Source organism: Micromonospora sp. NPDC005237 (genome assembly GCF_040607775.1).
Lineage (GTDB): Bacteria > Actinomycetota > Actinomycetes > Mycobacteriales > Micromonosporaceae > Micromonospora.
Genome location: NZ_JBEXHJ010000008.1, coordinates 382,795 through 404,665 on the forward strand (window position 1 = coordinate 382,795; position 21,871 = coordinate 404,665).

General features: G+C 72.7%; 22 protein-coding genes and 1 pseudogene. 9 read left to right on the plus strand and 14 right to left on the minus strand.

Annotated elements, in window-relative coordinates; translation table 11 throughout:
- Positions 1-94: 94 nt before the first annotated feature.
- Positions 95-640: a TIGR00730 family Rossman fold protein gene (locus ABZT87_RS23710; RefSeq protein ID WP_355138134.1), complete on the minus strand. Its 546-nt coding sequence runs from the start codon at positions 638-640 to the stop codon at positions 95-97.
- On the minus strand, positions 640-1,503 hold the full coding sequence (locus ABZT87_RS23715; RefSeq protein ID WP_354861504.1) for a TIGR00730 family Rossman fold protein: 864 nt from the start codon (positions 1,501-1,503) through the stop codon (positions 640-642). Before ABZT87_RS23715 ends, ABZT87_RS23710 begins: the two co-directional genes overlap by 1 nt.
- 154 nt (positions 1,504-1,657) lie before the next feature.
- Here ABZT87_RS23715 and ABZT87_RS23720 point away from each other — a divergent pair, with 154 nt between their 5' ends.
- Positions 1,658-1,828, plus strand: a complete 171-nt coding sequence (locus tag ABZT87_RS23720; protein ID WP_354861505.1) for a hypothetical protein — start codon at positions 1,658-1,660, stop codon at positions 1,826-1,828.
- Between the two features lie 62 nt (positions 1,829-1,890).
- Here the strand turns inward: ABZT87_RS23720 and dapE are convergent, their stop codons facing one another.
- Positions 1,891-2,964 carry a succinyl-diaminopimelate desuccinylase gene (gene dapE / locus ABZT87_RS23725; RefSeq protein ID WP_355138136.1) on the minus strand — a complete coding sequence of 358 codons (1,074 nt, stop codon included), beginning with the start codon at positions 2,962-2,964 and terminating at the stop codon, positions 1,891-1,893.
- 78 nt (positions 2,965-3,042) lie between these two features.
- On the opposite strand from dapE, the gene dapD reads away from it, so the two are divergent.
- A complete protein-coding gene (dapD, locus tag ABZT87_RS23730; RefSeq protein ID WP_355138138.1) occupies positions 3,043-4,002 on the plus strand; it encodes a 2,3,4,5-tetrahydropyridine-2,6-dicarboxylate N-succinyltransferase in 960 nt (319 codons plus the stop codon).
- 51 nt (positions 4,003-4,053) lie between these two features.
- Here dapD and ABZT87_RS23735 read toward each other — a convergent pair whose 3' ends face one another.
- On the minus strand, positions 4,054-7,359 hold the full coding sequence (locus tag ABZT87_RS23735; protein ID WP_355138239.1) for a S8 family serine peptidase: 3,306 nt from the start codon (positions 7,357-7,359) through the stop codon (positions 4,054-4,056).
- Between the two features lie 129 nt (positions 7,360-7,488).
- Between ABZT87_RS23735 and ABZT87_RS23740 the strand changes: the two genes are divergently transcribed.
- Positions 7,489-8,076 carry a sugar O-acetyltransferase gene (locus tag ABZT87_RS23740; protein WP_355138140.1) on the plus strand — a complete coding sequence of 196 codons (588 nt, stop codon included), beginning with the start codon at positions 7,489-7,491 and terminating at the stop codon, positions 8,074-8,076.
- Between the two features lie 111 nt (positions 8,077-8,187).
- On the opposite strand, the gene ABZT87_RS23745 is transcribed toward ABZT87_RS23740, so the two are convergent.
- The 5 genes from ABZT87_RS23745 to fdxA are packed head-to-tail and all read right to left on the minus strand — an operon-like array spanning position 8,188 to position 11,970.
- Positions 8,188-8,835, minus strand: a complete 648-nt coding sequence (locus tag ABZT87_RS23745) for a nucleoside/nucleotide kinase family protein (RefSeq protein ID WP_355138142.1) — start codon at positions 8,833-8,835, stop codon at positions 8,188-8,190.
- Positions 8,835-9,485, minus strand: coding sequence for an SIMPL domain-containing protein (locus tag ABZT87_RS23750; RefSeq protein ID WP_355138144.1), 651 nt, complete (start codon positions 9,483-9,485; stop codon positions 8,835-8,837). The genes ABZT87_RS23745 and ABZT87_RS23750 overlap by 1 nt, the downstream gene beginning before the upstream one ends.
- 10 nt (positions 9,486-9,495) lie before the next feature.
- Positions 9,496-10,524, minus strand: coding sequence for a prephenate dehydrogenase/arogenate dehydrogenase family protein (locus ABZT87_RS23755; RefSeq protein WP_355138146.1), 1,029 nt, complete (start codon positions 10,522-10,524; stop codon positions 9,496-9,498).
- Between the two features lie 16 nt (positions 10,525-10,540).
- Entirely contained in the window at positions 10,541-11,647 is a 1,107-nt protein-coding gene (dapC, locus tag ABZT87_RS23760; protein ID WP_355063796.1) for a succinyldiaminopimelate transaminase, read from the minus strand.
- Positions 11,644-11,970 carry a ferredoxin gene (gene fdxA / locus ABZT87_RS23765; protein WP_007464872.1) on the minus strand — a complete coding sequence of 109 codons (327 nt, stop codon included), beginning with the start codon at positions 11,968-11,970 and terminating at the stop codon, positions 11,644-11,646. The genes dapC and fdxA overlap by 4 nt, the downstream gene beginning before the upstream one ends.
- 79 nt (positions 11,971-12,049) lie before the next feature.
- On the opposite strand from fdxA, the gene ABZT87_RS23770 reads away from it, so the two are divergent.
- Positions 12,050-13,027 carry a GNAT family N-acetyltransferase gene (locus tag ABZT87_RS23770; protein WP_355138148.1) on the plus strand — a complete coding sequence of 326 codons (978 nt, stop codon included), beginning with the start codon at positions 12,050-12,052 and terminating at the stop codon, positions 13,025-13,027.
- 28 nt (positions 13,028-13,055) lie between these two features.
- Here ABZT87_RS23770 and ABZT87_RS23775 read toward each other — a convergent pair whose 3' ends face one another.
- From ABZT87_RS23775 to mshB, 3 genes are all read right to left on the minus strand, one after another.
- Positions 13,056-13,520, minus strand: coding sequence for a hypothetical protein (locus ABZT87_RS23775; RefSeq protein WP_355138150.1), 465 nt, complete (start codon positions 13,518-13,520; stop codon positions 13,056-13,058).
- Positions 13,521-13,599: 79 nt separating this feature from the next.
- Positions 13,600-14,037 carry a hypothetical protein gene (locus ABZT87_RS23780; protein WP_354857025.1) on the minus strand — a complete coding sequence of 146 codons (438 nt, stop codon included), beginning with the start codon at positions 14,035-14,037 and terminating at the stop codon, positions 13,600-13,602.
- Between the two features lie 17 nt (positions 14,038-14,054).
- Positions 14,055-14,981, minus strand: coding sequence for an N-acetyl-1-D-myo-inositol-2-amino-2-deoxy-alpha-D-glucopyranoside deacetylase (gene mshB, locus ABZT87_RS23785; protein ID WP_355138152.1), 927 nt, complete (start codon positions 14,979-14,981; stop codon positions 14,055-14,057).
- An 87-nt stretch (positions 14,982-15,068) separates the two neighbouring features.
- On the opposite strand from mshB, the gene ABZT87_RS23790 reads away from it, so the two are divergent.
- The 5 genes and pseudogenes from ABZT87_RS23790 (at position 15,069) to ABZT87_RS23810 (ending at position 20,315) form a co-directional block, all read left to right on the plus strand.
- Positions 15,069-17,213 carry a prolyl oligopeptidase family serine peptidase gene (locus ABZT87_RS23790; RefSeq protein WP_355138154.1) on the plus strand — a complete coding sequence of 715 codons (2,145 nt, stop codon included), beginning with the start codon at positions 15,069-15,071 and terminating at the stop codon, positions 17,211-17,213.
- A gap of 126 nt (positions 17,214-17,339) precedes the next feature.
- Complete coding sequence (locus ABZT87_RS23795; protein ID WP_355138156.1) at positions 17,340-18,260, plus strand: alpha/beta hydrolase; 921 nt, start codon at positions 17,340-17,342, stop codon at positions 18,258-18,260.
- 221 nt (positions 18,261-18,481) lie between these two features.
- Entirely contained in the window at positions 18,482-19,219 is a 738-nt protein-coding gene (locus ABZT87_RS23800) for an ABC transporter ATP-binding protein (RefSeq protein ID WP_355138158.1), read from the plus strand.
- Complete coding sequence (locus tag ABZT87_RS23805; protein WP_355138160.1) at positions 19,216-19,797, plus strand: ABC transporter permease; 582 nt, start codon at positions 19,216-19,218, stop codon at positions 19,795-19,797. The genes ABZT87_RS23800 and ABZT87_RS23805 overlap by 4 nt, the downstream gene beginning before the upstream one ends.
- A 39-nt stretch (positions 19,798-19,836) precedes the next feature.
- A pseudogene (locus ABZT87_RS23810) lies at positions 19,837-20,315 on the plus strand (response regulator transcription factor).
- 201 nt (positions 20,316-20,516) lie between these two features.
- On the opposite strand, the gene ABZT87_RS23815 reads toward ABZT87_RS23810, so the two are convergent.
- Both ABZT87_RS23815 and ABZT87_RS23820 read right to left on the minus strand, forming a co-directional pair.
- A complete protein-coding gene (locus tag ABZT87_RS23815) occupies positions 20,517-21,689 on the minus strand; it encodes a helix-turn-helix domain-containing protein (protein ID WP_355138162.1) in 1,173 nt (390 codons plus the stop codon).
- On the minus strand, positions 21,679-21,843 hold the full coding sequence (locus tag ABZT87_RS23820; protein ID WP_355138164.1) for a hypothetical protein: 165 nt from the start codon (positions 21,841-21,843) through the stop codon (positions 21,679-21,681). Before ABZT87_RS23820 ends, ABZT87_RS23815 begins: the two co-directional genes overlap by 11 nt.
- Positions 21,844-21,871: the final 28 nt, after the last annotated feature.

Below are 21,871 nucleotides of genomic sequence, written 5' to 3' on the forward strand. Positions count from 1 at the left end.
AACCCCACCCCACCCGCGCCGGTCATGGAGGTGGCGGCACGACACGCCGACGGCCCTGCCGCCACCCTCATCACCGACGGGGTGGGACCCGGAGTCAGGGTAGGTGGGACTCCAGTGCTTTCAGGGCTTCGGGGACCGTGGCGACCACGGTCAGCAGGTTGCGCCCGGCGGGTTTGAGAAAGTGTTGGTCGGTGAGGGTGGTGAGCCAGTCGAGCAGGGGCCGGTAGAAGCCGTCGGCGTCGATCAGCACCATCGGCTTGGTGTGCAGGGCGAGGGTGGCGGTGGTCCAGACCTCGAACAGCTCGTCCAGTGTGCCGAGCCCGCCCGGCAGGGCGAGGAACGCGTCCGACCTGTCGATCATCAGCGTCTTGCGGCTGGCCATCGAGTCGGTCACCAGCAATTCGTCCGAGGCCAGGTCGGCGACCTCCAGATCGACGAGCGCCTGCGGGATGACGCCCACGGTGCGCCCGCCGGCGGCCCGCGCGCCGTCGACCACCGCGCCCATCATGCCGACGCAACCACCGCCGCTGACCAGCGTGTGCCCGCGCCGGGCCAGCTCCGCGCCGGTCTCCGCGGCGAGGTCGAGCCAGCGTTGGTCCAGGGTGCGGGACGAGGCGCAGAAGACGCAGACCGCCGCCATCAGCCCTCCCGGGGCCGGTCGGGGGCCTGCTCGGCGGCGGCCTGCTGGTCGGCGCCGGTACGCGCCACCGCCTCGTCGCGGACCGCCTCCTGCTCAACCGAGAGCGCCGCCTCGGCCTCGACGATGTGGCGGACGGCCGCGTTGACGTCGTCGGTGAGGCAGATCAGATCCAGGTCCACCGGGCCGATCTTGCCGCTGGCGGCCATGGTGTCGCGCAGCCAGTCGAGCAGCCCCTGCCAGTACGCGACCCCCATCAGCACGACCGGGAACCGGGTGACCTTGCCGGTCTGCACCAGGGTTAGCGCCTCGAACAGCTCGTCCATGGTGCCGAACCCGCCGGGCAGCACCACGAACGCCTGCGCGTACTTGACGAACATGGTCTTGCGGGCGAAGAAGTAGCGGAAGTCGATGGCCAGGTCGACCCAGTCGTTGATGCCCTGCTCGAACGGCAGCTCGATGCCGAGCCCGACGGAGAGCCCGCCGGCCTCGGTGGCGCCCCGGTTGGCGGCCTCCATCACTCCCGGGCCACCCCCGGTGATCACCGCGTAACCGGCCCGCGCGAGCGCGCCGCCCATCTCCTCGGCGAGCCGGCACTCGGCCGTGTCCGGGCCGCTGCGGGCCGAACCGAAGACGCTTACCGCCGGCGGCAGGTCGGCGAGGGTGTCGAAGCCCTCGACGAACTCGGAGAGGATGCGCAGTGCCCGCCAGGCGTCCCTGGTCTTCCAGTCTTCGCGCCCGCGCGAGTCCAGCAGCCGCTGGTCGGCGGTGCTGCTCGGGATCGCCCCCCGGCGCAGCGTGACGGCGCCCCGGTGCCGCTCCTGCCCCGGGCCGCGGCCGGCCTCCCGCCCGTTGTTCTGGCTCATGAGGCAACCGTAGTGGAGCCGCACACGCCGGGTGTGCGGGGCGCGGACGCCGAGAAATAGTTCGCGATCATGGGCAACTATTTGGCTTCCCCGTACGTCTTACTATTCACATACCGGGTATGCCCGGGCGCGTGCCTTCGGGGGAGGAGACAGCGTGATCAGCAACAGCGAGATGATCCGGATCCGTCGACTGATGCAGCGACGGATCCACGACGTGGTGGCCGAGCGCCGCCGCGCCCGTGACCTCGACCCCGCCCTGTCGCCCGCCGCCACCGGATCCGGAGCCGATCAAGAGGTTCGCGCCGCCGACAACGGGCCAGGCTGACGCGAACCTCTTGATCGCCGGAAACAGGGCCGACCGGCCAGCCCGGAACGGGCCCGACCAGGTCAGGCCGGGGCGAGCCAGCGGTGCAGCGTCGCCGCGCCGTCACGGATCTTGCTGATCTCGACGTGCTCGTCGGGGTGGTGGGCGAGGTTCGGGTCGCCCGGACCGAAGTTCAGCGCGGGGATCCCCATGGCCGCGAACCGGGCCACGTCCGTCCAGCCCAGCTTGCCGATCGGCGCGGCGCCGACCGCAGCCAGGAACTCCTTCGCCGGGGCCGCCTCCAGCCCCGGGGCGGCACCCGCAGCGGTGTCGGTCACCCGCACCTCGAAGCCGGCGAACACCTCACGCAGGTGCGCCTCCGCCTCGGCGGGGGTGCGGTCCGGGGCGAACCGGTAGTTGACCTCGATCTCGCAGTGGTCCGGGACCACGTTGCCGGCCACGCCACCGTTGATCCGTACCGCGTTCATGCCCTCGCGGTAGTCGCAGCCGTCGATGGTGACCCGGCGTGCCTCGTACGTCTGGAGACGGCGCAGCACCTCACCGGCAGCGTGGATCGCGTTCACGCCGTGCCAGGAGCGCGCCGAGTGGGCGCGGACGCCGGTCGTGGTGACCACCGACCGCATGGTGCCCTGGCAGCCCGCCTCGACGATGCCGTACGTCGGCTCCAGCAGCACCGCGAAGTCCGCCTCCAGCCACTCCGGGAACGCCTGGGCGACCAGGTTCAGCCCGTTGTAGCGCGACTCGATCTCCTCGGCCTCGTAGAAGAGGTACGTCACGTCGTAGCGCGGGTCGGGCAGCGTCACGGCCAGGTGCAGGGCGTACGCGACGCCGGACTTCATGTCGGAGGTTCCGCAGCCGTACATCAGGTCGCCGCGCATGGCCGACGGGAAGTTGTTGTTCAGCGGCACGGTGTCCAGGTGACCGGCGAGCACGACGCGCTGCGACCGGCCGAGGTCGGTGCGGGCCATCACGGTGTTGCCGTGTCGGTGCGTGGACAGGTGCGGTACGCCCCGCAGCACCTCCTCGACGAAGTCGGCGATCGCCTTCTCGTTGAGGGACACGGACTCTATGTCGACCAGTACGCGGGTCAGCTGCACCGGATCGGCGAGGACCTCGGGGGTCAGCGGGTTCTGCATGGATCGCACGGTACCTTCAGGTCTGTCAGCGCGAGGAGCGAGCCGAGGCCGGCCTGGCCGCGACCGAGAGGTGCAACAGTGACGTCCGCAGATTCCGCCTGGGGCATCGGCCTGGCCACCGTCACCGCCGACGGGCAGGTGCTCGACACCTGGTATCCGACCGGCAAGCTGGGCCTGGGTGAGCTGCCGCTGGTCGCCGGCGAGGGCGAGTCGGACGTGCTGGACCTGCCGCCGGGCGCGCTGGGCGACCGGTCGCTGCCCGGTCTGCGTACCGTCCAGGTGGTCACCGTGATCGGCTCGCTGGACGACCCGATCAAGGACGCCTCCGACGCGTACCTCCGGTTGCACCTGCTCTCCCACCGCCTGGTGCGGCCCAACCAGATCAACCTCGACGGCATCTTTGGCAAGCTCGCCAACGTGGCCTGGACGTCCGCCGGACCGTGCCCGCCGGAGCGGGTGGACGAGCTGCGGGTGATCGAGCGGGCGGCGGGTCGCCACCTGTCGGTGTACGGGGTGGACAAGTTCCCCCGGATGACCGACTACGTGGTGCCCTCCGGTGTGCGGATCGCCGACGCGGACCGCGTCCGGCTCGGCGCCCACCTGGCCGCCGGCACCACAGTGATGCACGAGGGCTTCGTCAACTTCAACGCCGGCACCGCGGGCACCTCGATGGTCGAGGGGCGGATCGTGCAGGGCGTGCTGGTCGGCGACGGCTCCGACATCGGCGGTGGCGCCTCGATCATGGGCACCCTCTCCGGTGGCGGCACCGAGAAGGTCAGCATCGGCGAGCGCAGCCTGGTCGGCGCGAACGCCGGCGTCGGGATCTCGCTCGGCGACGACTGCGTGGTCGAGGCCGGCTGCTACATCACCGCCGCGTCGAAGATCACCCTCCCGGACGGCCGCGTGGTCAAGGCCAGGGAGCTGTCCGGCGTCGACGGCCTGCTGTTCTGGCGCAACTCGGTGACGGGCGCGCTGGAGGCCCGCCCGCGCACCGGCCGGGGCATCGAACTGAACGCCGCCCTGCACGCCAACGACTGACGGCCCCGCCGGGTCCGCGGCGCTCGACCGCGGACCCGACGGGGGTACGCCTCAGCGCAACCGGTACGCCTGGATGATCCGTTCGGTCACCGTGTTGCCGGCGGCGTCCCGAGCGGTGGCCCGCAGGGACACGTGGCCGGGTGCCGCCGGATGCCGGACGGTGGCCGTCCAGCCGTGGCCGCCGTGCCGGACCCGGGCGGGTCGCCAGGTCCGACCGCCGTCGTAGGAGACGTCCACCCGCAGCCCGGTCACGCGCGATCCGGGGGCACCGGGCTGTGGCTGCACCTGCACCGGGATGACCAGGCTCCGGCCGGCCGCGGCTGCGTTGTTCCGGTCCAGCGCAGGCGTGAACCGGATCGCCGACACCGGCAGTGGCCGGTAGTCGTCGCCGGGCACGTGCCCGGACCGGAACGTCCACGCCGCCCCGACCTCGGTGCTCAGGTCGGTGAAGCTGCGCTTCGTCGACACCTCCAGCCGGTAGTCCGCGACGCCGGGCGGCACCGTGAACTGGCCGTACCCCGGCTCGGTCAGCTCGTCGACCAGGACGCCGTTGCGGTACAGGGCGGTTCGGCCGGCGTCCGTGATCGACCGGCCGGCGTGGCCGTCGGCGTCGCCGTGCAGCGGGAGGTTCACCAGGATCTCGTCACCGAGGCGGGTGACGCCCTGGCCCGGCCAGCGCGGCGCGGGGAAGGACGGCCCGTACGGCGCGCTGTTCCAGGTCTCCCTGACGTGCCGGCCCGCCCGGTACGCCTTCGGTTCGGCCTCCAGCACCGCCTTGGTGTCGAGCCACCCCTCCTCCGTGGGCACGCCGAACGTCAGCTCGGAGGACCAGCGCAGACCGTTGGTGTTGTAGTGCTCGACGCGTTGCCCGGGCACCGCAGTGGGCAGGACCGTCGCCCAGCCGCCCAGGTCCGGTTCGAGGTGCGGGAAGACCACCCGCTCGGAGACCATGCCGGGATAGCCGCCCCGGAACTCGTGGGTGACAGTGGCCAGGTCCCGAGCGCGGTAGGTCTTGTCGAAGCCGGTCGGCATGCGGCCGGGGAACTTCTCGCTGAGCGCGTACAGGTAGGGGCTGCTGGCCACCTCCGGCTTGCGCCACTGGCTGCTCACCGTGCCGAAGAACCGTGCGCCGGAGACCACCCGACCGAGGTGCCCGGTGGCCAGCCCGGTGAAGTCCAACCCGAGCAGACCGAAGCCGTACGAGCCGCCGTCCTCGGTGAGGAAGTTCGCGCCGATGTCCACCAGATCCGGGACGGCAGTCCGCTCCGGGATGGTCGTCCGCACCGGCCGTGCCCTGCGGGCGTCGACGGTGACGGTGGCGTCACCGGCGAACACCAGCTCCGGCTGGACCAGTTGGGCCGTGCCGACGTCCCCGCTGAAGACGATGCTGGCCACCGCGTAGCGGCCCTTGGGCACGCGGACCTCGACGGTGCCGTCCGGGTCGTACAGGTCGCGGCTGTCGAGGGTGTCCAGCTGGATCAGCGTGGTGATGAACCCCTCGGCGGGCGCGCCGCTGTCGTCGAGGTGCCGGACGGTGAGCTGATAGCTCTCCACCTCCCGGTTCACCGCGACCGGGGTGACCGCCACCGCGGTGCCGGAGCGGGCCACGATGCGGCCGGTCCAGTAGCCGTCCGTGCCGATCCGGGTGTCCACGGTGACCGTGGTGCCCGCGGTGCCGCCGGCGGGCACGGTGACCTGACCCGCCCCGAGGGAGAACATGCCGGCCGGAGCCGGTTGGCCGTCCGGGCCGGTCACCTCCAGGGTCAGGTCAAGGGTGAGTGGCGCCGGGCCGTCGTTGTGCCAGTCGACCTGCCGGGCGACCGGGGTGTCGTCGTCGTGCGGCCAGGCCGGCTGACCGAAGGAGACGCTGACCGGGGTGCTGGTCACCCGCTGGGTGATCGCGCGGGCCACGTCGACCCGGCCGGCGCCCTGCTGGAAGGCGGTCTGCTCCGGGTGCGGCTTCGCCGAGGCCATCAGGGTCGCCTTGAGCTGGGCCGCCGCCCAACCCGTGTGCTGCTGGGCGAGCAGCGCCACCGCGCCGGTGACGTGCGGCGCGGCCATCGAGGTGCCGGAGAGCGCGAGATATCCCTCCCCCACCGGCTCGCCGATCTGCGCGCCCTTGGCACGGGCGGCGACGATGCCGACCCCCGGGGCGGTCAGGTCCGGCTTCAGCCCGCCGTCGCCCACCCGGGGGCCACGGCTGGAGAAGTCGGCCAGCGCGTCCTCGCGGTCCACCGCGCCGACGGTGAGCGCCGCTTCGGCGCTGCCCGGCGAGCCGACCGAGCCGTCCGTGCCGTCGTTGCCGGCGGAGAGGACGAAGAGCGCGCCGGTCTGCGCGGTCAGCGACTCGACCGCCGCCTCCAACGGGTCGACGTCGGGTGTGTCGGTGCCGCCCAGGCTCATGTTGATCACGTCGGCGTGCTGGTCGACGGCCGCCCACTGCATCCCGGCCAGGATCGCCGAGTCCATGCAGCCCTGCTCCTCGCAGACCTTGCCGTTGAGCAGCGTGGCGTCCGGGGCGACACCGTGGTATTTGCCGCCGGAGGCGGCGCCACTGCCCGCGATGATCGAGGCGACGTGCGTGCCGTGGCCGACCGTGTCGTCGGTGTCGGTGGCCTCGGTGAAGTTCTGTGCCTCGGCGATCCGACCGCTCAGGTCGGGGTGGCTCGCGTCGATCCCGGTGTCCAGCACCGCCACGCGGACGCCCCGGCCGGTGAAGCCGGCCGCGTAGGCGGCCGGGGCACCGATCTGCGGCACGCTGTGGTCGAGGGTGACCTGCCGACGACCGTCGAGCCAGATCCGGTCGGCACCCCCCGCCGTGCCGACCCGGGCACCGGCGCCGGTGAGCGCCGCCCAGACCGTGGTGGCCTGCTGCTTGTCGGCGGTCGCGGCGAACCCGCCGATGGCCGGCAACTCCGCCGTGACGGTCAGGCCGACGGGCGCCGCGACGCGTTTCCGGGCGCCCGCGTCGGCGGCGACCAGCACCGGCAGGTCGTTCCGGCGCGCGTCGTCGTAGCCGGCGGCGATCAGCCCGGTCACGTCGAACAACCGCCGGTCGACCCGGCCGGCACGAACCAGGGGCAGGGCGTCCTGCGGCAGCACCGTGAGGTGGCCACGGTCGCGGGTGGTGATGAACCGCTGGTGCGTACGCCCCGGACCGGGGCGCACGGAGGCGGACCCGGAGTCGGTGACGCTGACCCGGTCTCCGGTGAGCAGGGTGACGGTGGTCGTGGACGCGGCGCGCGGGGCGGCGCCGGTGGTGGCGCTGGTGGCCGTGGTGGTGCTGGTGGGTGGTTGGGCCGCGGCGATCACCGGAGTGCCCAGCACGAGGGCTGCGGCGGCGATGGCGGCGATCATTCTGCTGCGTCGATGCAACGGATCCTCCTTGGTGGAGCGTGGTAACCAGAAGAGACGCATTGACCACCGCCAGTATTACATACCGAGTATGCATAAAAGAGGGCCAAAATATAACGGACCTGCCAACTGATGGCAGGTCAGCGGGGCATCATCGACCGGGTGACCTCCATGAAGGACAAGATGCTCGCGGGTGAGCCCTACCTCGCCGACGATCCCGAGCTCATCGCCGATCTGGACCGGGCCGCCCGGTTGCTGGAACGCTTCAACACCAGCCTCGCGGCGGATCCGGCGGCGCGGCTCGCGGTGCTGCGCGACCTGCTCGGCGAGCTGGGCGACGGCACCTGGATCCGTCCACCGTTCTACTGCGACTACGGCTGGCAGATCCGGATCGGGCCCCGCAGCTTCGTCAACTACAACGCGGTCTTCCTCGACGTCGCGGCGATCACCATCGGCGCGGACGTCCAGGTCGGACCGAACGTGCAGCTCCTCACGCCGACCCACCCGGTGGAACCCTGCCCGCGCCGCGACAAGTGGGAGGCCGCCAAACCGATCACCATCGGCGACAATGTGTGGCTCGGCGGCGGCGCGATCGTGCTCGCGGGAGTGACGATCGGCGCGAACACCGTCGTCGGCGCCGGAGCGGTGGTGACCCGCGACCTACCCGCCAACGTGGTCGCGGTCGGCAACCCGGCCCGACCGGTCCGCGAACTCGACTAGGAGAACAGCGTGGGCACGATCCGCCTCGACGGCGGCATCGCCACCCGGTTCAACCGCATCCCGAAGTAGGTCCCCTCGCGAGGCAACCCGGATCTGGGCTGACGGAATCGCTCAGGCCACCGGCGGGTCGGGCAGGCGGATCACCAGGTCGGCCCGGTCGGCCGTGGGGGTGACGCGGGCCGCGTTGGCCTCGTCGCTGCCCAACGCCCAGGCCCGTGCCTGCTCCGGTGACCGCCCGTACGCCTCGTGTCGAGCGGTCAACCGGCGCTGGCGCAGCTCGACGTCCAGGTCGAGGAACCACACCTCGTGCAGCAGCGTCCGGACCTCCTGCCACGGAAAGTCCGGCACCAGCAGGTAGTTGCCCTCGGTGACCACCAGGCGGACCGACGGCGGCACCTCGATCGCCCCGGCCACCGGCTCCTCGATCTCACGGCGGAACTCCGGCGCGTAGACCGAGGTCGGCTCCAGCCGGCGCAACCGGCGCAGCAGTGAGACGTACCCGTTGGCGTCGAAGGTGTCGATCGCGCCCTTGCGGTCGGCGCGGCCCAACCGGACCAGCTGCGACTGGGCCAGGTGGAAGCCGTCCATCGGCACCAGCCGGGCGCTCGGCCCGACCTCGGCGACGATCCGCTCGGCCAGGGTGGACTTGCCGGCGCCGGGCGCTCCGGTGATGCCGAGCAGTTGCCGCGGGCCGGCGTCGGCCAGTGACCGCGCCCGCGCCACCAGCTCGTCGACGGCCAGCACCCGGGCCTGCGGCATCAGCCCAGCACCGGATCGCTGATCGTGAACCGGGCCTGCACCGCCGCCTGCACGGTCTGCGGCCGCGGGTCCAGCTCCAGCTCGGGCGCCCCGCCGCCGGCGCCGCCCCCGGCGTCGAAGGCAGCGCGGGCGAACATCGGCCGGTCCCCCGGACCGGTGTCGGCCAGCTCGATCAGCGCGGTGACGCGGGCGCCGAGGGCCTCGGCGTACTCCCGGGCGCGCAGCAGTGCGTCGCCGATCGCGGCGTGCCGCGCCTCGCGGTGCGCGGGGCTGTCCGGGCGCAGCTCCCACCAGGGGCCGGCCACCTCGACCTGGTCCTGGTCGGCCAGCCGGAGCATCAGCTCACCCAGAGCGGTGAAGTCGGTGACGGTGACCGTCGTGGTGACGCTGCCGAGCCAGCCCACGACGCGCTCACCCGAGCGCTTGGTCTGCGGCCGGACCCACAGGTCGCCGGCCTCCCGTCGGGCCACCGCCGGCTCGGCGCCGTCCAGCAGCACCCGGACGGCGGCGGCCCGCTCGGCGAGCTGCGTCAGCGTCGCCTCCCGATCCCGACCGCGGGCCGTCACGGTGACCGCGAACCGCGCCAACTCGGGTGGCACCTCCCGGGTCGCCTCGCCGCGCACCTGCACAACCGGGCCGTCCGTCGCCATGCCTGCCAGCCTAGTCAGCCACCGGCAGCCACGCCGGGTAGGAGACGACGTCCGGGCCGATCCGGCATCCCGTCAGGTGGCCACCGGCGTCGCCCAGCCCGCGCAGCCAGGCCACCTCGACGGCATGGTCGCCGTCGGCCGGGAACTCGCGGTCCGCCGGCGCGAACCGGCGGCCCCGCAACGCCGACCGCGCCGCGCCGGCCTGCGCGTACCCGGCGGCGAGCGCCGACGCGTCGCCAGCACGCAGCGCGCCGGCCAACTCGTCCAGCAGCACCCGAACCTCGTCCAGCTCGTGCAGGACCCGTTCGCGGTTGCCGAGCAGCATGTTCGCCGTCCGCTCGGCAGGTGTGCCGGCGACCCGGGTGCCGTCGGAGAAGCTGCCCGCGGCCAGCGCCAGCACGGCGTCGCGCAGTGGCGACCGCTGCACCGCCCCGGCCAACGCGCCGGCCAACAGGTGCGGCACGTGCGACGCGAGCGCGGCCACCGAGTCGTGCGCCGGCGCGGACATCGGCACCACGCGGGCACCGAACAGCTCCACCAGCAGCCCGGTCAGCCAGCGGAAGGCGACCGTCGCGACACCCGTCGCCGGGCAGAGCACCCAGGCGGCACCGGTGAGCAGCGTCGGGGAGGCCGCCGTCAGGCCGGCGGACTCCGCGCCCGCCATCGGGTGCCCGGGTACGAAACGGTCGGTGAGCCCCAGCCCGTCGGCGGCCGCAGCCACCTCGACCTTGGTGCTGCCGACGTCGGTCAGCACACAACCCGGCGCGGTCAGGTCGGCCACCTGGGCCAGAGTCCGGGGCAGGGTGGGCAGCGGACCGCAGAGGAAGACCACGTCCCGGCTGGCGACGGCCTGCTCGATCGTGGCCGGCGCCGACACGCCGCGCAAGCGGGCCTGTTCCCGCGTCACCGGGTCGGGATCCCAGCCGGTCACGTCGAGGCCGGCATCGGCGAGGCGCAGCAGCAGCGAACCACCGATCAGGCCGGTGCCGAGCACCGCCGCCCGGACGTTGGCGTACCGTCCGGTGCCGCCGTCGGTCATCGCCGGCCGCCCGGGGTCAGGCCCGCAGCCGGCCGGCGACCGCTGCGACGTGCTCGTCGGACTCGGTCAGCGCCACCCGGACGTACCGCTGCGCGGAGGGGCCGTAGAAGACACCGGCCGCGACCAGGATGCCGCGCCGGGCCAGCCAGTCGACCGTCTGCCAGCAGTCCTCGTCGCGGGTGAGCCAGAGGTAGAGGCCCGCCTCCGAGTGCTCGACCGTGAAGCCGGCGCCGGTGAACGCGGCGGTCAGCACCTCGCGCCGGGCGCGGTAGCGCTCCCGCTGCTCGGCGGCGTGCCGCTCGTCCTGGAGGGCGGCCACCATCGCGGCCTGCACCGGCGCGGGCACGATCATGCCGGCGTGCTTGCGGACCTTCAACAGCTCGGCTACGAGAGCCGGATCGCCGGCCACGAACCCGGCCCGGTAGCCGGCGAGGTTGGACCGCTTGGAGAGCGAGTGCACGGCGAGCACTCCGGTGTAGTCGCCGCCGCAGACCTGCGGGGACAGCACCGAGACCGGCTCGGCCGACCAGCCCAGCGGCAGGTAGCACTCGTCGCTGGCGACCACCGCGCCGCGTTCCCGGGCCCAGTCGACAACCTTGCGCAGGTGCGCCGCGGGCAGCACCCGCCCGGTCGGGTTACCGGGCGAGTTGACCCACACCAGCCGGACGCGCGAGGTCGGCCCGACCGCGGTGAGCGAGTCGGCGCGGACCACGGTGGCGCCGGCCAGCCGGGCCCCGTCCTCGTAGGTGGGGTAGGCGATCGACGGCACGACCACCACGTCGCCGGGGCCGATGCCGAGCAGGGTGGGCAGCCAGGCGACCAGCTCCTTGGAGCCGATGGTGGGCAGGACGCCGAGACCGTCGACGCCAGCTCCACAGGCCCGGGCGACCCACGCCGCGATCGCGTCGCGCAGGGCCGGGGTGCCGGCGGTCAGCGGGTAACCCGGGGCGTCGGACGCGTCCGCCAACGCCTGACGGATCACCGCCGGAACCGGGTCGACCGGCGTGCCCATGGAGAGGTTGATCAGGCCCTCCGGATGCGCCGCGGCCAGCGTGGCCGCGGCGTCCAGGGTGTCCCAGGTGAACTCGGGCAGCCGTGCCGAGACCGGCGCGGGCCGGTTCAGTGGCCCTCGCCGCGCGGCGGCTGCGCGGCGACGAAGGTGGCGTCCTTCTCCACCTTGCCGATCTTCGAGGCGCCCCCGGGCGAGCCCAGGTCCTCGAAGAACTCGTAGTTCGCGCCGGTGTAGTCCTTCCACTGCTCCGGGACGTCGTCCTCGTAGAAGATCGCCTCCACCGGGCAGACAGGCTCACAGGCACCACAGTCGACGCACTCGTCGGGGTGGATGTAGAGCATCCGGTTGCCCTCGTAAATGCAGTCGACCGGGCATTCCTCGATGCATGCCTTGTCGAGCACATCCACGCACGGCTCGGCGATGATGTAGGTCACCGGTCTTCTCCTCCGCAAGACGCGCCGCGATCTCCCGCGACGGTAAGAGCCTAGTATCTCGCCGGGGAGGGGGTCGATCGTGCTCCGACAGCAGGATGTGGGACACCGGATCGTGGTCCGCCGGATTGTGGGGATTCGCGAAGGCCGCCCGCTGTTTTCCGATGCCCTCGGCGAGCTGGTGGAGTTGAGCGAGACTCATCTCACCCTCGCCACGGCGCAGGGCCCGCTGCGGGTACCGGTCGCGCAGGTGCACCGGGCCAAGCGGGTGCCGCCGACCCGCCGGCCGACCGCCGCGGCGGTGGTGGCGCTCGAACGGGCCGCCGACGAGGCCTGGCCGGCGCCGACGCGCGGCCGGCTCGGCGACTGGCTGCTGCGCTCGGCCGAGGGTTGGACCGGCCGGGCCAACTCGGCACTGCCGATCGGCGATCCGGACCGACCGCTGGCGGCCGCGGTGGACGCGGTCGAGCGCTGGTACGCCGACCAGGGTCAGCCCGCGATGATCAACACGCCGTTGCCGCTCGCCGCGCCGGTCGGCGCCGAGCTGGACGAGCGCGGCTGGGACAGCCGCCCACCGACACTCGTACAGACCGCGCCGCTGCCCCTGGCGACGCCCGCCCACGGCGTCCCGGCCGCCGGGGCCGGCGGGCCACAGGGCGCGGTCATTGAGGTGACGACCGCGCCGAGCGACGAGTGGCTGGCCATCGCCGCCGGCCGCAAGGGCGGCCTGCCGGAGGCCGCACGCCACGTGCTCACCGCCGTGGACCAGGTCCGCTTCGTCCACGCGTACGTCGACGGCACGCTGGTGGCGATCGGGCGGGGCGCGGTGACCGGTCCGGGGCGTTGGTTGGGGCTCAGCCTCATCGAGGTCCTGCCGGCGTCACGTCGGCAGGGGCTGGCCCGGCGCGTGATCGACACGCTGGTCGCGTGGGGCGCCGCGGCCGGCGCGACACACGCGTTCCTCCAGGTGGAGCAGCACAACGCCGCGGCGGTGGCGCTCTACCGGACGCTCGGCTTCACCACCCACCACACCTACCTGACCCGGGTGGCCCCGCACTGACCCGCGCCAGGCCCGCGGCGCGGTCCGTTCAGCGGCGGACCACGCGGCGGGGCTTGGCCGCCTTGACCTCGGCGTACCGCTTGAGCTGCCGCGAGCGGTGGTCGAGACCGAGGGCGGTCGCCACCAGGTAACCGATCATGGTCCCGAGGCCGGTGGCGAGCAGGTAGAGCCAGATCTGGGCGAAGAACGTGCCCGCGCCGCCGGCGAACGGGTTGTGGCCCACCAGCAGTGGCCCGACCAGCACGGTCAGGGCCATGGCCACCAGCACCACGACCGCCACGTCGCCCGCCCACACGGCCAGCGGCCGCACGCGTCCCCAGCGGAAGGCGACCACGGCCAGCGTCAACCCGATCACCACGAACATCGCCAGCGACACCCGGTCGGCCGCCGCGTCGTCACCGTCGAAAGCGAACCGGGTGATCAGCCGGGCGACCACGTTGACCGCGAACAGTCCTCCCGCGAGCACCCCGATGGCCCGCCACCGTCTGTCCATCGCACGACCTCCTGCCGTACGCCCCGTTTGCGGGGCCGCATCCCTGGCAGGAATATCTACCACTCGTACCTGTGTGGCGTCACCAGCGGCCGAGAGTGGGCGGCGGGGCGAGGATCTGCCGGAAACCCATCACGGCGAACGTCATCGCGCCGGCCACGATCATCGCCAGGCCGACCCAGTTGTCGCCGGCCAGCAGCAGGTCGCCCTCGGTGGTGCGGATGGCGGCCACCGCCATCAGGGCGAACCACGGCACCGCCGGCAGCGCCACCGCCCAGCGACGGCCGACCACCTCGTGCGCGAACCAGCTCAGCACGATGTTGGCGCCGACGGCGAGCAGCGCCGAGACCCCGATGAGCTGCCCGCCGACCCGGAGGGTGGCGAGCAGCAGCTCCAGCACACCGGTCACGACCCCCGCCACCATCACGACGACCGCGCCGGTCAGCCGCAGACCCAGGTCCAGCAGTCGCGGCGGTGGCCCCGCCTCGGGCGGGGTGTCCTGGTCGTTCACGACCGACATCGGCGCGGCGGGGAGCGTCACCGGAGACCGGCCGCCGCGACCGGGGACCGGTCCGCGGGGGCATCTCCGGGCAGCCCGGCGAAGAGGTCGTCCTCCCAGCCGTACGGGCCGACGCCCGGCCCCTTCGCGCCGACCGCGAGGGTGAAGAACTCCACGCCCATGAACTCGCCCCCGAAGTTGCCGGCGATCGAGTAGAGCCAGGAGGTGGCCGGGATCTGGGTGGCGTGCGCCCGCATCGCCGCCTCCTTGGCCGCGTGCTGGTCGGTGCCGTCGATCCGGGCGGCGATCTGGTCGTCCGGGGTGCCGAAGGGCAGCTCGGCCAGATCCTGGATGCCAGCGAACGGATTGTCCGAGGATTCGGCGAAGTGCGCCATGCCGGCCTCCAGCACACTGAGCGGCATGGCCGTCCAGTAGACCTTCGCCGGGGCGCAGCCCTCGGCCGCGGCCAACTCGACGGCGCGCATCGCCACCCGGTGCGCCTGGATGTGGTCGGGGTGGCCGTAGAAGCCGTTCGGGTCGTACGTGATCAGCACCTGGGGGCGTACCTCCCGCATGATCTCCACCAGGTGCCCGGCGGCCTCGTCGAGGTCGGCCTGCCAGAAGGCGCGGGGGTGGTCGTTCGTCGCGAGGCCCATCATTCCCGAGTCGCGGTAGCGGCCGGCGCCGCCGAGGAAACGGTGGTCGCTGACGCCGAGCGCGGCGCAGGCGGCGGCCAGCTCGGCGATCCGGTACCCGCCGAGCTGGTCGGCCTCGGCGGCGGCGAGCTGCGCGAGCGCCGGTACGTGGATCTCGCCCTCCTCGCCGAGGGTGCAGGTCACCAGCGTGACGTGTGCGCCGGCTGCGGCGTAGTGGGCCATGGTCGAGCCGGTGCCGATCGACTCGTCGTCGGGGTGCGCGTGGACCAGCAGCAGGCGGCGGTCGGGCAACGTCGTCACGACGGTCACTCTAACCGGCGGTCCTCCCTCGGGGGTCGTCGACGCGTCCGCCCAGGTCGGCCACATCACGCCCGGCGCGGCTCTACGATTTGGCCTGTGGACTTTCCGGAGCTGGCCGCCCGTACCCGCCGGTTCAGCCACGGCGCGCCGCGCGCTGTCTCCGTGGCCGAAGACGGCTCCCGGGTGATCTTCCTGCGCTCAGCGGGCCCGGAAGATCCGGCGGACGCGCTCTGGCTGCTGGACGTGGCGACCGGCGAGGAACGCCTGGTGGCCGACCCGGCGACCCTGCTGGGCACCGAGGGTGACGTGCGGGCGCTCTCCCCGGGCGAGCGGGCGCTGCGTGAACGGCTGCGGCTCACTGCCGCCGGCATCGGCTCGTACGCGCTGGACGCCGCCGGCCGGGTGGCGGTGTTCGCGCTGGCCGGTCGGCTGTTCCGGGCCGATCTGGTGCACGGTGACGTGGTGGAGGTGGCCGCCGTCGGTCCGGTGCTGGATCCTCGACCGGATCCGACCGGGGAACGCCTGGCGTACGTGACCGACGCCGCCGGTGGAGTGCGCCGGGGTGAGCTGCGCGTCATCGAGGCGGATGGCACGGACACCCTGCTGGCTGGCGAGGACGCCGGGGTGAGCTGGGGTCTGGCCGAGCACATCGCGGCCGAGGAGTTCGGCCGGTACCGGGGCTACTGGTGGGCCCCGGACGGGCGGATGGTGCTCGCCGCCCGGGTGGACGAGTCCCGGCTGGACCGCTGGCACCTGCACGACCCGGCCGAGCCGGCCAGCCCGCCGACGGCCGTCGCGTACCCCCGGGCCGGCGGCCCGAACGCCGAGGTCAGCCTGCACCTGCTGGACCTGGACGACGGCTGGGTCGACGTGCACTGGGACCGGGAGACCTACCCGTACCTGACCGGGGTGAGCTGGGGCGAGGCCAGCCCGCTGATCACCGTGCTGCGCCGCTCGCAGCAGCACGGGCTGGTGCTCGCGGTGGACCCGCGCACCGGTGAGACGCAGGTGCACGCCGAGCTGGCCGATCCGCGCTGGGTGGAGCCGATCGCCGGCACGCCGGCACACCTGCCGGACGGCCGGGTGCTGGTCGGCGGCGAGCTGGCCCACGACGGGTACGACGCCCGCTGCCTGTTCGCCGACGGCACCCTGCTCACTCCCCCGTCGCTGTACGTGCGACGGGTGGTGGGTCGACTGCCGGCCGTCAGCGGTCCCGCCGACCTGCTGGTCGAGGCGAGTGACGGGGAGCCGAGCGAACGGCACCTGTTCCGGGTCCGTACGACCATCGGGGGCGGGGTGGACGCCCGGCGGCTCACCACCGACTCGGGCTGGCACACGGCGGCCGTCGGCGGGGACGTCCTGGTGGTGGGAAGCGCCTCGCTGGACCACGCCGGGGTGCGGTGGACGGTGTCGCGCGGCGGGAAGGAGCTGGCCGAGCTGCGGTCACTGGCCGCCAACCCGCCGTACTCTCCGCTGCCCCTGCTGGAGCGGGTGACCGACCGGCGGCTGCCGGCGGCGGTGCTCTACCCCGACAACCATGTGACGGGCCGGCGGCTGCCGGTGCTGCTGGACATCTACGGCGGTCCGGGACACCAGGAGGTGGTGGCGGCCCGGGCCGCGTGGCTGGAGCGGCAGTGGTGGGCCGACGCCGGGTTCGCGGTGGTCACCATCGACAACCGGGGTACGCCGGGCGTGGCGCCGTCGTTCGAGAAGGCGATCCACCGGCGGGTCGCCGACGTGATCCTGGCCGACCAGATCGACGCGCTGACCGCGCTCGCCGGCAAGCACCCGGACCTGGACCTGGGTCGGGTGGGGGTGCGCGGTTGGTCATTCGGCGGGTGGCTGGCCGGGTTGGCGGTGTTGCGCCACCCGGAGCTGTTCAAGTGCGGCATCGCGGGCGCCCCGGTGACCGACTGGGCGCTGTACGACACCGCGTACACCGAGCGTTATCTCGGCCTGCCGGAGGACGGCATGGACGTGTACGCGCACCACTCGCTGATCGAGTTGGCGGCGGAGCCGGTCACCGGCCCGGACCAGGCCCGCCCATTGCTGCTGGTGCACGGTCTGGCCGACGACAACGTGGTGGCCGCGCACACGCTCCGGCTCTCCGCGGCCCTGCTGAGCACCGGCCGCCCGCACGCCGTGCTACCGCTGACCGGCGCCACCCACATGGCCGCGAACGGCACCGCCGAGCGGCTACTTCCGTTGGAACTCGACTTCCTCCGCACCCACCTGCGCTGAGCGGCATTCGGTAAGTGATTTCGGCAGGTGGGGTCCCCTGCCGCATGCCATGCTGGCCGAAGCATGAGCCGACCGGGCGATTCCCCGGGGCGGCACCGCTTTCCCTTATGCCGAAAGGACTCCACCATGGTGGGGATTGCGCAGAAACCGTCGACCGCCGCCGTTCAGGAAGGCGAGTTGCCGGTCACGCACTTTCGTACGGCGACGGTGAACGGGATCGACATCTTCTATCGCGAGGCCGGACCGGCCGACGGCCCCGCGGTCCTGCTGCTGCACGGATTTCCCACGTCGTCCTCGCAGTTCCGCCACCTGATCCCGCTGCTCGCGGACCGGTACCGGGTGATCGCGCCGGACTTCCCGGGTTTTGGCCACAGCGCCAGCCCGGACCGGTCGACGTTCGACTACACCTTCGCCAACTTCGCGGATCTGATGGACGGCCTCCTCGGCCAGCTCGGCGTGGATCGCTACGCGCTCTACTGCTTCGACTACGGGGCGCCGACCGGGTTCCGGCTGGCCCTCAAGGGGCCCGAGCGGGTCGGCGCGCTCATCGTGCAGAACGGCAACGCGTACGAGGAGGGCCTGAGCGATTTCTGGGATCCGATCAAGGCCTACTGGGCGGAGAAGACCGACGAGCGCCGCCAGGCCATCGCCTTCATCCTCGACCCCGACACGGTCAAGTTGCAGTACACGCAGGGGGTGCACGACCTCAGCCGACTCGACCCCGACCAGTGGACCCACGACGCCACCCAGCTCGCCCGCCCCGGCAACGCGGACATCCAACTGGATCTGTTCTACGACTACGGCAGCAACGTCACGCTGTATCCGGAATTCCAAGCCTTCTTCCGCGACCATCAGCCACCGACGCTGATCATCTGGGGCCAGAACGACTCGATCTTCCCACCCGAGGGTGCCCACCCCTATCGGCGCGACCTGCCGTCGGCCGAGTTCCACCTGCTCGACACCGGCCACTTCCTGCTGGAAGACAAGCTCGACGTCGCTGCGCCGATGATCCGCGACTTTCTCGACCGATCCATCGGTCGTTCCTGAACGGGAGCAACGGCGTCGTCATCGACCGGCGTGCGCCGCAGGCCCTTGGGGCTGGGGCCGAAACGGTTCGCTCCGGGCGTGCCGTCCGGTGAGGGGTTCTCAAGGTCATCGCGACGGCGGCCAAGGGCAGCGCCGGAGAGAGCGACGGTACGGATAACCGCACCCGTACCGTTCGGGCCACCCGGATGTCCGTGACGCCGCCAGTGTCGAGGCTGGAACGCATGGACAACGTGGTGGAACTCGACGGGGTGACCCGCATCTACGGCTCGCGCCGCCGGCCGGTCGCCGCTCTTCGCGACGTCTCACTCGTCGTGTCGGCCGGCACGTTCGTGGCGGTGATGGGCGCGACCGGATCGGGCAAGAGCACGCTGCTGCAGTGCGCGGCCGGGCTGGATCGGCCGACGTCGGGCCGGGTCCGGCTGGTCGGCCGGGATGTCACGCGGATGCGCGAAGGCGCGCTGACCCGGCTGCGCCGCGACCGGGTGGGTTTCGTCTTCCAGTCGTACAACCTGCTGTCGGAACTGACGGTGCGGCAGAACGTGCTGCTGCCCCGCCGGCTGGGTGGTCCGCGCCCGCGCCCGCTCGACGAGGTGCTGGCCGAGGTCGGGCTGTCCGGGCTGGCCGATCGGTCGGTCGGCGAGTTGTCCGGTGGTCAGCGCCAGCGGGTCGCCATCGCCCGTGCGCTGGCTGGCCGTCCCGCCGTGGTGTTCGCGGACGAGCCGACCGGGGCGTTGGATCCGGCTACCGGCGGGCAGGTACTCCAGTTGTTTCGCAGCGGGGTGGACCGGGCCGGGGTGACGGTGGTGATGGTCACCCACGACCCGATGGCAGCGGCCTGGAGCGACCGGCTCATCCTGCTGCGCGACGGCGAGGTGGTGGCGGACGGCCCGACGCCCGATGCGACGAGCATCGCGGCGCGACTGGCCGCCACCGTGAACGACCCGGCGGTGGCCCGGTGAGCGCGGGGCTGACCAGGCAGGCGCTGCGCAAGCAGCCGTGGGCCTTCGCTGGCCCGTTCATCACGCAGTGCCTGGCCGCCGCGCTGGTGTCCGGAGCGCTCGGCACCAGTTCCTCGATGTCCGGCGCGCGGTTGGAACCGGCCGCCCGGCAGGCGCTGACCGAGAGCCAGCTCCCCGAGATGGCCGTGCTGTTCGTGGTGGTGTCGGTGTACCTGACCGCGTTGATCGTCGGGTTGACCATGACGTCGTCGATCGCCCGACAGAGCCGGGACATCGCGCTGGTGCGGGCGGTCGGTGCCACTCCCGGGCGGGTGCGCCGCGCGGTGGCGGCCCAGGCCGCCGCGGTGGCGGTGCCGGCGACCCTGCTCGGGGTGCCGCTCGGGGCCCTGCTCGCCCGCGCCTGGTTGGCGGGGCTCACCGGCCACGGGGCGATCCCACCCGGCGTGACGTTCCACCCGTCGGCTGCGGCGCCGCCCGCCGCGTTGGGCATCACCGTCGGGGCGTCGCTGGCCGGCGCGCTGGTCGCCGCGGTACGTCCAGCGCGAGTACGCCCCGGACGGCGCGCTGTGGGTAGTTAGTTCGTCGGGCGGGCCGACGACCATCACCGTGGAGTTGCCATGCGAGTAGTGATCGCCGAGGACAACCCGTTACTGCGCGACGGGATCAGGTTGCTGCTGACCGACCACGGAATCACCGTCGTGTCGACGGTGGACAACGGTGACGACCTGCGGGCGGCGGTCAGCGAGCACCGGCCGGACACGGCGGTGGTCGACGTGCGGATGCCACCGACCTTCACCGACGAGGGGTTGCGGGCGGCATTGGCGATCCGTACGACCCACCCGGACATCGGCGTGCTGGTCTTCTCACAGTGGCGGTGGACGCGGGCGTCGCCCGCCTCAGCAAGCGGGAACGAGAGGTCCTGGGGATGTTGGCCGAGGGCCGTTCCAACGCTGCCATCTGCGAGTCGCTCCATCTCGCCCCGCGCAGCGTGGAGAAGCATGTGACAACCATCTTCACCAAGCTGGACCTACCCCAGGCGCGGACCGACCACCGGCGGGTACTCGCCGTGTTGCGCTACCTGAACGCGGGGCGCTGAGGCTTCCCGCACTCTGGCTGGCCCGGCCTGCCGATGTGCTGTTGAGCGGTATACCTCAGAGGTATGAATATGACTCTGAGGTATACCGCTCAATAGGGCACCCGACCCGACGGAGGTGACCGACGGTCACCGCCGACGGCTGACACGTGTGCCATGCCGCTGCTCTGGCCGCCACAGCCGGGACGGTATTGGCCGTCATGCTCACAGCACTCCGAGGTTGATGGCGAGCTGGGTAATCGTGGCTGGGGCGGCCGGGTCGCGGGCGACCTGGGCGACCACGTCCCGGGCCGCTGGCCGGTAGCTGATCTCGGCGGGCGCGATGCGCTCGGCCCCTACCAGGACCCGGGCCGCATTGGCTGGGTCGTCCGTCTGGAGGTAGGCGCGCGCCGCGTCGATCAGGTGCGCGGCGCGGTGCTCGACCGGCAGCCACCGCCACCCGTCCCTACCGATCGTCTTCTCGTGCCGGGCGACCGCCTCCGGCCCGTCGCCCAACTCCACGGCGGCGGCGACCCGCGCCACCTCGACGGCCGCCGGCCCGAACGCCGTCCGGTAGTGGTCGTGCCCGTCGCCCACCTGGTCGCCCAGCTCGGCAGCCTCGTCCAGCAGGCGTCCGGCCATCCGGTCGTCACCCGCCCTGGCCGCGATCAGGGCGGCCTGCACGAGCAGCGATCCACGCAGCGACAGTTCTTCCGGCGTGCCAGCGGCGATCTGGGAAGCGGCGGCCAGCATCACCGGCCCTACCCGCGCCGATCCCCGTAACACCTGGCCGAGCTGCACCGCCGCGCAGGCCAGCAACACCCGATCACCGGCGGCGGCGGACATCGCCCGGTCAACGGCCAACCAGGCGAGGCTCCCCTCCCCCAGCTTGACCAGCAACGCCGCCGCCACCCGGTACACCTCCACCACCGCTGCCCGCCCGGCGTCCGGGTGCTGACCGTGGGCGCGGTGAACCTCGGTCACCACCGTGGGCAGCAGCTCGATCAGACGTGGGTACCAGGCGTGCTGGTAGGTCGTCCACGCGTGCCGCACCTCCCGAGCCAACCGATCGGGCGGCATCACCGCGCGGTCCGCCTGACGACCAAAAGCCATTGGGTACGCGGACAGCGCGGCCCGAATCCGCGCGACGTCTTCGCTGCGCTCGGCAACCTCGGCAGGCTGAACATCACGACCAAGCAGCGCTGCGGGATCGACCCTCAGCACTCCCGCGATCTCCCGGATGGTCGACAGCCGCTCCAGGGAGCGGACCCCGCGCTCGACCTTGTCCACCCAGCTCTTCGACTTTCCCAATCGATCCGCGAACGACTGCTGCGACAACCTGCGCCGCACCCGCAGGTAGGCGACGCGTCGGCCGATCGGCACCGGGTCACGGCTCACCGCGCCACCGCCGATCCGGCACCGCCCGAGTCGTCTCCTGCACCGGTATCCGCTCAGCCTCGGCCCGCGCGAGCAACCGGCGTTTGGCGTCTTCCCGCTCGGCGGCGTCGATCTGCTCGCCCCGGCTGACCGGCTCGTCGTCAGGACTGGGCATCATCACCTCCGCTGCTGGGCGCACCGGC